The 10869-nt window shown below is 56.0% G+C and carries 10 protein-coding genes; 7 read left to right on the top strand and 3 right to left on the bottom strand.

The genetic code is table 11. The features are described 5' to 3' along the window. The first annotated feature begins 238 nt into the window (after window positions 1–238). The 5 genes from cpeB to BG35_RS0100160 all read left to right on the top strand — a co-directional run bounded on the left by cpeB (window position 239) and on the right by BG35_RS0100160 (window position 4802). Entirely contained in the window at window positions 239–802 is a 564-nt protein-coding gene (gene cpeB / locus BG35_RS0100180) for a phycoerythrin subunit beta (protein WP_025781163.1), read from the top strand. Window positions 803–857: 55 nt separating this feature from the next. After that, on the top strand, window positions 858–1355 hold the full coding sequence (cpeA, locus tag BG35_RS0100175; RefSeq protein WP_025781162.1) for a C-phycoerythrin subunit alpha: 498 nt from the start codon (window positions 858–860) through the stop codon (window positions 1353–1355). 190 nt (window positions 1356–1545) lie between these two features. Further along, complete coding sequence (locus BG35_RS0100170) at window positions 1546–2430, top strand: phycobilisome linker polypeptide (protein WP_025781161.1); 885 nt, start codon at window positions 1546–1548, stop codon at window positions 2428–2430. A gap of 48 nt (window positions 2431–2478) precedes the next feature. Then, complete coding sequence (locus BG35_RS0100165) at window positions 2479–3963, top strand: phycobilisome rod-core linker polypeptide (RefSeq protein WP_025781160.1); 1485 nt, start codon at window positions 2479–2481, stop codon at window positions 3961–3963. 80 nt (window positions 3964–4043) lie between these two features. Beyond that, the gene (locus BG35_RS0100160) at window positions 4044–4802 is read left to right on the top strand and encodes a phycobilisome rod-core linker polypeptide (protein ID WP_025781159.1); all 759 of its coding nucleotides are present in this window, start codon (window positions 4044–4046) and stop codon (window positions 4800–4802) included. A 21-nt stretch (window positions 4803–4823) separates the two neighbouring features. Here BG35_RS0100160 and BG35_RS0100155 read toward each other — a convergent pair whose 3' ends face one another. After that, entirely contained in the window at window positions 4824–5948 is a 1125-nt protein-coding gene (locus BG35_RS0100155) for an efflux RND transporter periplasmic adaptor subunit (protein ID WP_025781158.1), read from the bottom strand. Window positions 5949–6278: 330 nt separating this feature from the next. Between BG35_RS0100155 and BG35_RS12530 the strand changes: the two genes are divergently transcribed. Both BG35_RS12530 and BG35_RS11750 read left to right on the top strand, forming a co-directional pair. Continuing rightward, entirely contained in the window at window positions 6279–7133 is an 855-nt protein-coding gene (locus BG35_RS12530) for a hypothetical protein (protein WP_152535095.1), read from the top strand. 35 nt (window positions 7134–7168) lie between these two features. Next, window positions 7169–8287 (top strand): DNA adenine methylase, encoded by a 1119-nt coding sequence (locus BG35_RS11750; protein WP_236619719.1) that lies wholly within the window; start codon window positions 7169–7171, stop codon window positions 8285–8287. On the opposite strand, the gene BG35_RS0100150 is transcribed toward BG35_RS11750, so the two are convergent. Both BG35_RS0100150 and thrB read right to left on the bottom strand, forming a co-directional pair. Next, the gene (locus BG35_RS0100150) at window positions 8277–9818 is read right to left on the bottom strand and encodes an NAD(P)H-quinone oxidoreductase subunit 4 (RefSeq protein ID WP_025781157.1); all 1542 of its coding nucleotides are present in this window, start codon (window positions 9816–9818) and stop codon (window positions 8277–8279) included. The two genes, BG35_RS11750 and BG35_RS0100150, sit on opposite strands and share 11 nt — an antisense overlap. A 99-nt stretch (window positions 9819–9917) precedes the next feature. Then, the gene (gene thrB / locus BG35_RS09620; RefSeq protein WP_034416185.1) at window positions 9918–10856 is read right to left on the bottom strand and encodes a homoserine kinase; all 939 of its coding nucleotides are present in this window, start codon (window positions 10854–10856) and stop codon (window positions 9918–9920) included. Window positions 10857–10869: the final 13 nt, after the last annotated feature.

Below are 10869 nucleotides of genomic sequence, written 5' to 3'. Positions count from 1 at the left end.
TGGGGTCCCCTTTTTGCTTCGCACTTTTACGTGATCATTTCCTTGCCGAGGCGTGAAAAATTTTCTCGGTGAACTTTTATGTGGCCTGGGGCAGGCAAGTGATCCCAGGGGTGGAGTCCGTGATAGACACTGCATCGTCATGTCCACCAAGGCGTTTCCCTACTCCTAGTAATCCTAGTACTCCAGGGATTTGTCCAGGGACAGACTTCCCCACTTCACCGAGAAGTCCCCCTTTCTCATGCTTGACGCTTTTTCCCGCGCCGCCACAGCCGCTGATGCAAGCGGCTCCTTTGTCAGCGGCAGTCAACTGGCAGATCTCAAGTCCTTTGTCTCAGAAGGCAACAAGCGCCTTGACGCCGTCAAGGCCATCTCCACATCCGCCTCTTGTATTGTCACCGATTCAGTGGCCGGCATGATTTGCGAGAATCCCGGCCTTACCTCTCCTGGTGGTAACTGCTACTCCAACCGCCGTATGGCTGCTTGTCTGCGGGATGGGGAAATCGTGCTGCGTTATGTGGCCTACGCCCTGCTGGCTGGAGACGCCTCTGTTCTCCAGGACCGCTGTCTCAACGGTTTGAAGGAAACCTATGCGGCTCTGGGCGTGCCCACGGGCTCCATGGCTCGCGCTGTGGCCATCATGAAGGCCTGTGCCGTGGCCCATATTAACGGAACCAACGGCGACCGTGGTCCCCAGGCGACCAACAACACCATCACCCTTGGCACCACAGCAAAAGGTGACTGCTCCGCACTGGCCTCGGAAGCTGCCAGCTACTTTGACGCCGTTTCCAGCGCCGTAAGCTGAAGGCGCCGCCACAGCTTGATTTCCAACAACCCACACCCTTCCTAAAGCTTTCGCGATGAAATCCACCATCACCACAGTGATTGCAGCAGCCGATAACGCTGCTCGTTTCCCTAGCGCCTCCGACCTGGAGTCTGTCCGCGGTTCCCTGGAGCGGGCCTCCGCCCGCATGGAAGCTGCCGAGAAACTGGCCTCCAACTACGATGCCGTGGCCCAGGAGGCGGTTGACGCGGTTTACAAGGTCAACCCCCAAGGGAACCTGGGTCGTCAGCCCCGGGTCTGCGACACCGAGGGCAAAGAGAAGTGCAAGCGTGACTTTGTTCACTACCTGCGTTTGATCAATTACGCCCTGGTCACCGGTGGCACCGGCCCCCTGGACGAACTGGCCATCAACGGCGCCAAAGAGGTCTATGCCGCCCTCAGCATTGACCCCGCCACCTATGTCTACGGACTGAACACCCTGCGCAACCGCGGATGTGCTCCCCGTGACATGAGCGCCCAGGCTCTAGCGGAGTACAACGCTGCTCTCGACTACGTGGCCAACTCCCTGGGCTGACGTCAGTCACTGCGGGCCAACTCCCTGGGCTGACGTCAGTCACTGCGGGCCAACTCCCTGGGCTGACGTCAGCCACCGAAGAGGCTTCGTAACAATTCAGCCATGTTTTTCGTGGGGCCGAAATTTGGCCCTAAGCTTTTACCACCCTTAAAGCGGCAAGCTTCCGCTCTCACAACACGGCTCTCCTTCCATGACCTTTGGTCCAGCCTCTCGTCTTGGTGTCGAACGCTTTGAATCGACTCCACCCCAACAAGTGTACCAAGCCACCAACAACGAAGAACGGGAAACCCTCCTGTCTGCTGCGTATCGGCAGGTTCTTGGCAATTCCTATGTCATGGATAGCGAGCGACAGATTGTCGCTGAATCACAGTTCAAGCTGGGCCGCATCAGCATGCGGGAATTTGTGCGCACCCTGGCCAAGAGCTACCTCTATCGTAGTCGTTTCTTTGATTCCTGCAATCGCTATCGCTACATTGAGCTGACTTTCAAACATTTGCTGGGGCGCTCCCCTGACTCTTTTGCAGAGATGCGCGAGCATGCCAACCGTCTGGATAGGGAAGGCTATGATGCAGATATTGATTCCTTTATCGATAGCGACGAATACCAACAGCGGTTTGGGGAGGATACGGTACCCTACCTCCATGGCTGGAAGTCAGGGCCAGGAAAGAGTATGCGGGAGTTCACCTGGATGTTCCAGCTCACCCGCGGCGCCGGCAGTAGTGACCTCAAAGGGGATCTCGCAGGCATCGACTCCAAGCTGGGTCGCGCAGCTTATCTCAATCGGCCCCTATCGATTGTCGCCCCTTCCGGCGTGAATGGCAATGGTCAAGGGTTTAGCTTCCGTTCCACCACCAGACTCAACGAGCCCCAGTCTCGCCTTGGTGTTGGCGCCAGCGAGGAAGGCAAGGTGTTTCGCGTAGAGATCACCGGGTATACCGCTCCGGGTGTGGCCAAAATCTCCCGCTATCGCAAGAGTAATCAGGTTGTCTATGTGCCCTTTGCCAAGCTCTCTGAGCAGTTCCAGCGTATCCACCGGGAGCGCGGCAAGATTGCCAGCATTACACCAGTGAATTGACGCTTTTCTTTTCGTCAAACCCCTTAGCACTCCTCCCCACTTGCCCCCATGAGTTCCCTCATCAGCCTTTCTGACCAGCGAACCCAGAAGTATTCTTTTGGTGTGGCTCGCGACCTGGATCTCGATCCAATTCGCCTAGGTCCCAGCCGCGACAACCTGGATGCAGTCATCAACAGCGCCTATCGTCAGGTGTTTGGCGGGATCGGCCTGTTTGAGGTTGACCGCGTCGCCGTCGCCGAATCCCAGTTGCGCCAGGGTACCCTGTCGGTGAAGGGCTTTGTGGAGGCCCTGGGACAATCCAGCGCCTATGAGCGGCTCTTCCTGAGCGCCACCAGTCCCCACCGCTTTGTTGAACTCAACTACAAGCATTTCCTGGGTCGCCCTCCAGCCAGTGAGGCTGAAGTGAGCATCCACGTGAAACTGCTGCGGGAGCAGGGCTACGCAGCGGAAATCAGCAGTTACGTCAACAGTGAGGAGTACCAGAAGGCTTTTGGGGATGACACGGTTCCCTATTTGCGCTCCATCAACAGCCTGGTGGGTTTTGCGCAAGACACCTTTAACAAAACCTTCCGGCTGAATGGCGGCGCTGCAGCCAGCGACTTCTCCATGGGTCGCAGCAGCCGCACCATCTCCGAACTGCTTGGCTATCCCAACTATGCCATTCCCCTGCCCAGTCAGGGACGCCCCCTACCCAAGCTTTCCAACTTTGCCCGGGTCACCAAGGGCCCCCAGTCCATTCCCCTCAGCAGCAGTCCCTACGGCGGCTTTGGCGTGGGCGAGCGGGTCCAGCCCCGCTACGTGCGCCAAGCCAAGGACAATGCCGTGGATAAAGCCATCCTGCTGCGGCAGCTTTATCGTCATGTGATGGGGAATCCCCATCTGATGGAAACAGAACGGCCCGAGGCGCTGGAATCCCAATTCCTCAGCGGGAGGCTCAGTGTGCGGGAATTTGTTCGTGGATTGTGCAAAACACCCCTCTACCGCAGCCGCTTCTTTGAAACAATGGCCCCCTATCGGTTTGTGGAGGTCAACTATAAGCATGTTCTGGGCCGCAGTCCGGAAAGCCAGGCTGAAATAGGCGCCCAACTGGATCGGGTGATCACGGCTGGCTACGATGCCGCCGTTGATTGGCTGGTGGACAGCGACGAGTACAGCCAGGCATTTGGTGAGGACGTGGCGCCGTATCTACGGGGTGTGAGCAGTGGAGACGGCCGCAGCCAGGCCAACTTCAATCGCACCCTGGCCCTGGTGCCTGGCTATGCCGGTAGTGACAGTGCGCAGAGTAATTCCATCACTGTCAACACCGTTGCTGGGGCCTCCAGCCAGGCCATTGCCACCCGCAGCACCGCCAGCAGCGGCTCAGTCGACGCGCCCGGTAAGCGTTTCCGCATTGTTGTCCGCAGCCAGCGTGCCGGCAGCCGTCGGCGCCTTGCCACCACCACCTACGTGGTGTCGGGTGACAACATCACCAGCCAACTGGCGTTTATCCATCGCGACAGTGGCCGGATTGTCAGCCTTACGGAGATCAGTTGATCGTCCCTGGCGCTTCTCGCTGCACGCTGGCTTCGCCTGGGTGCAGCTTTTCCACTCCCCTTCCTCCCCCCCCCATCACCATGCCCCTTTGGCTCGCCGACGAACTGAAATCGGAGTTGTTCAAGGCTCGCTCCGAAACAGAACTCCAGGATGTGATCACCACAACCTATCGTCAAGTTCTGGGCAACGCTCACATCAACAGCTTCGAGCGTTGCAAGAAGGCTGAATCCCAGTTGCGCAACGGCAACATCACAGTCCGTGAATTCGTGATGGCAGTTGGTCTTTCCGAGACCTACAGGAACCTGTTTTTTACCTGCAACAGTCAGTATCGGTTCATTGAACTGAACTTCAAGCACTTACTGGGGCGTTCGCCGCGCAATCAGCAGGAAATTGCCGAGCATGTGCTCATCTACAACACCCACGGCTACGATGCTGAGATCCTCTCCTACATTGATAGTGAGGAATACAGCACCGCTTTTGGAGAAAACAACGTTCCCCATCCACGGGTTGACAGCAGCCAGTTCCAGAGCAACAGGGACTACCTGCTCACCCTGAATCTGAATCGCGGTCGGGCCAGTAGCGACAAAACGCCAGCCATGGCCCAGGTTCGTCAGATTGCGGCAAAATTGCCCGCCAAGGCCAATCCGCCCCGGATTGCCAACAATCAATACGACAACCGCGTCACCCGCTACGAGGTCACCTACGACCTGCCAGGGAACAGCGCCACCAATCGCTATGCTGCCCAGTCTGTCCAGGTTCAGTTTGCCAATCTGAGTCGGCAACTGCAGACCATTCAGCGTCGTGGCGGCCGCGTTCGCACAATCCGCGTTGCCGGCTGAAGCCTCTGCCGACCCGCCAGTTCAGTTCCTTTCTCTGGGCTGGCGGGCCCAGGTGGGCCAGTCAATAAACACACGCTCCCCCAACTCCAGCCCATCCAACACCTGGATGCTGCTTCCACTGGAATACCCCAAGGCAATGGAGCGAAAAGTGGGTTGATCCTCCCTCCCCACCACGTAGACCCCCGATTGGCCGGAACGGGTAACAACAGCAACAATGGGCACCACAGGGGTTGGGGAAAGTTCTTCGGTGAAAAGTTGCACATCCCCGCTCATTCCATAACGAAGCTGGGAGTTCCCGGTCAGAAACGCCAAGGTCACGTCAAAGGTGATCACGTTGTCGTTTACCTGGGACCGGGGGGCGATGATTTTCACCTGCGCATCCAGGGATTGGTTCGGGAAGGCATCCAGCACCACCGTGGCAGCCTGGTTCAACCGGATGCGCCCAACCTCGTTATCGGGCAAGGCTGCCACAAGCTGATGACCAGTGCCGATGGTGAGCAGAGACGTCCTGGTGGCGTCATTGGCATTGCCTGAAGGGGTGACATAACTCCTCGGCTCCGCAAACCGCTCCAGCACCAAGCCGTCAAAGGGGGCCTGCACCGTCAGTCCTGTTTGCTCCTGCAGCAATCCCTGGAGTCGCTGCCGGCTTGCCGCCACCTGGCTCTGCTGTGCCCGGTGGCGGCTCTCCAGTTGGCTCAGGGCCAGTTGGCTCAACGCCCCTGTCTCCACCAACCCCTGTTGACGCAGCAGCTCCTCCTCCCGCAAGGCCAATTCTTCCTCGGCCTGGGTCAGCAAAGCTTGGCGTTCCTTGATTCGCATGGGTAAATCGCCGCCATCCATCACCACCAGAACCTGACCAGCGCGCACCTGCTCCCCTTCCTCCACGTTGATGGCGGCCACAATACCCGGCTGCGGCGGACTCAGGTTCACTTGGCGAACAGGTTCCACCGTGCCGGTAGCCACTACAGTTCCCCGCAGGGCTTGCTGCTGCACCACAACAGTGTAGGGGTCAAGATCCCGGATGGTTGGACGCCGCAGAAGCGTGATGCTCACCCATGCGCCAGTGGCCACCAGTCCTGCCACCAGCCCGACACGGCCAGCCCGGTTCAGCCAAGTGGTCTGCCGCGGATCCGTGGTAGGGGCCAAAGAGGGTGTGGTGGCTGGTGACCATCCTAGGGGTGTGGCCCATGGGTTTTGTGCCGCTGGGGATGGTGTATGGATGGTCCGCACTGCTGAATCCCGTGGGTAGAGGCTTCCCTGAGACAGGGTTCTAGGGAGGGAAGATGCCCCCTTGTCTTTCAGAAGGAGCGTCGGACCCATCAAGCCTGATGGGGCAGGAACGGTTATAGACAAGGCTGTGTCCTTCAGGAGTTGCATGGCAGAGTGCCGAAGTTGAAGAGAGATGAGGTCAGAGGGCTTGACAAGCGATGCAACACATGCCAGAATGGGTGAAAAGCATGAACACCGCAAAAGCGCATGGAAACTGCAGGGGCGTACAGCGATTTCACAAAGCGCCTCAAGCTTCTCATCAGCAAGCACCCGGCCCTTATCACAGCAACCCTAAGTAATATATTCACTATGCGTTTAATTGGGAATAAGACACATGGTGACTTAGCAGAAATTGCCATATCTGAGTTTATCAATCAATATATGTATGACTTCCAATCAACTCATGTAGGAAAAGACTTGTATCGAGCAAAATCTCAAGAGGAAGATATTAAAATTATAAATGAGATAACAAAAGTTGAATTCCCTGTTAGCTTGAAGGCATATGGACATGGACCCTTACAGCTTTCTACAGACAAGAATTCTTCGATGTTTCAGCTTTTAGAGAATGAAAGAAAGGAAGAAGAAAACATTGTTGATAAACAACAAATAAGAAATCTTCTTAATAGTTCAGTATTCTTAGATTTCAGTAAAGTTAATATCTTATCTCTAATCTATGATGAAGGATTAAAGCATTGTAATATTCTGGTATTTAATTATAACATTGCCTGTCAATACATATCAAGAATTGTGCGTACAGGACCAGGTGGACGCCGGAGACATCCAGTCTATAAATTCTATGATTTCAGAAATAATTATATTTTTGAAGTACGTTACGGTGGTGCTACAGCAAATGCATTGCAACGTGGATTGTGGACACATACCAAGAAGGGGTATCAGTTTTTTGATAGTATCACTGACGGCTGGGTTAATTACTCTGATAATCAGTTCCTTGTATCTCTTTTTTCTTCAGCACTTGTTTCATCTGAAACTGGTCATTCTACTGCACTCAAGGAAATAGAAAAAGATATCAGAACATTGAAACAAAGTATTGGAGTTATATAGATAATATGTTCTCAAATCTGTCTCTATTTCCTGGCGTGACTGATCGCGTACCTTTAACTCAAGGTATTAAGTATGCTGGTTCAAAGCTTAAGCTGCTGCCATATATTTTAGAATTGGCAAGAAGAACTGACGCAAAGACTATACTTGACGGATTTTCCGGTTCAACACGTGTATCTCAAGCATTTGCTAAGTCTGGATATAGAGTTATTAGTAATGATATTGCAGCATGGTCACAAGTCTTCTCAAAATGTTATCTCCAAAATCACAGTCCTGATAGTAAATATGCTAATCTTATTCGCCATTTAAATAATGTACCACCAAAGGATGGTTGGTTTACAGAGAATTATGGTGGTGAGCAAAATGGTGGCAGTGCTATTCAGGCAGATGGCTTAAAAAGGCCATGGCAGATTCACAATACACGAAAGTTGGATGGCATCCGACAGGAAATCGACAGGCTGTCTCTATCGTCGATTGAGCGGGTTGTAGCACTGAGTAGTCTAATGCTGGCATTGGATAGAGTTGACAACACTATCGGACATTTTGTATCGTACTTAAGTAAATGGTCTTCTCGATCATACAAAAATCTTATTCTTGAAGTACCCAAGCTATTTGTGGCAAACCATGAAAACATAGTACTAAAGGATGACATATTTAAAATCTGCAACATTGATGCAGATCTGGCATATTTTGATCCACCGTATGGATCGAATAATGATAAGATGCCACCTTCCCGTGTCAGATACGCATCTTATTATCACTTGTGGACTACTATTTGTTTAAACGATACACCTCAATTGTTTGGTAGGGCGAGACGGCGATCTGACACGTCGGATAAGATCTCTAGTTCTGTATTCGAGGAATTTAGAAAAAATCAAAAGACAGGTCGATTTATCGCAGTAGAAGCCCTAGACAAGTTAATTAGATCCACATCTGCCCGATGGATAATTCTTTCATATAGTTCGGGTGGTCGCGGGACAGCAGAAGAAATCAATCAAATGCTATCGGAATATGGCAAAATAGTTGATGTTGTTAAAGTAGATTATAGACGTAATGTTATGGCTGAAATGAAATGGACTCATGAATGGCTAGCTGACGCTGAGTCCCCAAATTTTGAATTTTTATTTTTGATAGACAAGCACGAACTCAGCCGCTAAGCACCGCCGCCGCAGTCTCAGCAATGGCCGTGGTGGTGGGCTCATAAAAGCCAATGGCCAGTTGAGGCCAGAAGCCAATGGCCAAGGTGGGCGCCAGCAGACTGAGGGCAATCATCAACTCCCGGGGATTGGCGTCCCCCACCTGGGCCAGGGCGGGAATCCTTGGCCCGAAAAAGACCCTGCGGCACATGGAGAGGAGATAGACAGGGGTCAGCACCAGACCCACCGCTGACAGCAGCACCGCCACCACCCGGAATGCCGTGGTGAACTGATCCGCAGAGGTCACCCCGAAAAACACCGTGATCTCGCTGACAAAGCCGCTCATGCCCGGCAGGGCCAGGGAGGCCAGGGAACTGGTGAGAAACAGGGCAAAGGTGACCGGGAGCGCCTTGGCCAGGCCGCCCATGTTGGGAATAGACAGGGTGCGAGTGCGGTCATAGAACACACCGGTGACAAAAAACATGGCTGCTGCAATCAGGCCATGGCTGATCATCTGCAACATCACGCCGCTGAAGCCCAGGCTGTTGATGGCGGCCAGCCCCAGCAGGACAAAGCCCATGTGGCTGATGGAACTGCAGGCAATCCGCCGCTTCACGTTATCCTGGGCCAGGGCATTGAGGGCGCCGTAAATGATGTTGACGATCCCCAGAATCATCAACGCCGGCGCCAGTTGGGCGTGGGCATCCGGCAGCATCTGCACGTTGAAGCGCAGCAGGGCATAGCCCCCCATTTTCAGCAGCACCCCCGCCAGCAGCATGGAAATGGGCGCGCTGGCCTCACCGTGGGCATCGGGCAGCCATGTGTGCAGCGGAAAGATGGGCAACTTCACGCCGAACCCCACCAGGAAGCCCAGGTAACACAGCAAGGCCACACTCCCCTGGGGGGTGTGACTGGCCATGGTGGTCAGGTCGAGGCTGAAGCTCTCGCCCATGAATGCCAGCACCAAACCGCTGAGCAGGATCAGCAGGGAGGCCAGGGCGGTGTAGAGGATGAACTTGGTGGCGGCATATTGACGACGGGCGCCGCCCCAGATGGAGATGAGCAGGTAGACAGGCACCAACTCCAACTCCCAGGCCAGAAAGAACAGCAGGAAGTCCTGCGCCAGAAAGACCATGGCCTGGGCGGAGGCCTGCACCAGCACCAAGCCGTAGTAGAGCCTGGGCTTCCGCGCCAGCGGCCAACTGGCCATCGCCGCCAGCAGGGTCACCAGACCGCTGAGCACCACCAGGGGCGCTGATACCCCATCCGCAGCCAGGGACCATTCCAGTTCGATGGCCGGAATCCAACTGATGCGCTCCACCAGTTGCAAACCGCTGTTTCCACCGACGAAGTGACGGCTGAACACCAGCGCCATCAATACCAGATCCGCCGTCAAGGCGCTGACGGCAATGGCTCTGGGGGCCGCCACCCGGTCCCCTGGCAGCAACGGCAGGATCAGCGCCGCCACCAGGGGCAGGAGCACAATGGCGCTCAGCCAGGGGAAGGCCGAACCGGATTGGCTAAGCAGGGGATCAACAAGAGCAGCGCCCATGGGCCAAACGCACAAGACAACGGAACAGCCCTACCGAAGCGCAGGGGCCGCAGGCCACCCTATCAGCCGCCCCTGGGTTGCTGAGTAGAAATACCCAATTCACTCCACCGCTTGGCAGACTGCCGGAAAATTCTGGAGGCTGACGGCATGATACTGGGCTTCCACGTCCTGCTCCTGCCAGGCCTGCACCATGGCCTTGCCCACCTTCTCTTCCAGGTCCCGGCTGCTCAGCGCCAGGATGGCGGGTCCGGAGCCACTGATCACGGCTCCCCAGGCACCCGCCTCCATGGCCGCATGCCGCACGGTCAGGCCGTGGGGAATAAGGGGCCAGCGGTAAGGCTCATGGAGGCTATCGCGGAGACCATCGGCGATCAAGGCGCCGTCACCGCTGCGCAACCCCGAGAGCAGCACCGTAAGGGCCGAGAGATTGCTCACCGCGTCCTGCAGGCCAACGTTTTGTGGCAGAGACCGCCGGGCCTCACTGGTGGAGAGACGCAAATTGGGAATGACCACCACGGCCCGCACCCGCTTATGCCAGGGACAGGGCACCACCCGCCAACGTTGACCGGCGACCCGGGAGGTGAGGCAAAGTCCACCCAGAAGAGAGGGCACCACGTTGTCCGGGTGACCTTCCACCGCGATGGCCAGTTCCAGCAGCTTTTCCCGGCCCAGGGGCTGCCCGATCATCATGTTGGCGCCGCAGAGGCCGGCCACAATGGCGCTGGCGCTGCTGCCCAGGCCGCGGGCAGGCGGGGCGGACAAGGAGATTCTGGCCTCCAGAGGGATGGGAGGATGGCCAGCCGCTTTCCAGGCGCAGCGGGCAGCCCGATAAAAGAGGTTGTCCCTGCCACCCCGCAGGTGGGCCCCCTCCGGTCCGTCCACAACCAGATCAAAAACTTCCTCCTGCCCCGTCAGCCGCCGCAGACTGAAGCGATTGTTGAGTTGCAGGGCGGCGCCCAGGCAGTCGAAGCCGGGACCGATGTTGGCAGTGGTGGCTGGCACGGTAATCACGCACCGCTCGCAGGTGTTGTCCGACACAACAGGCGTGGTC

It is taken from the genome of Candidatus Synechococcus spongiarum SH4 (assembly GCF_000586015.1).
GTDB lineage: Bacteria > Cyanobacteriota > Cyanobacteriia > PCC-6307 > Cyanobiaceae > Synechococcus_B > Synechococcus_B spongiarum_F.
The sequence above is the reverse complement of the archived record's forward strand: the minus strand, read 5'-3'. Positions and strand labels throughout refer to the sequence as shown.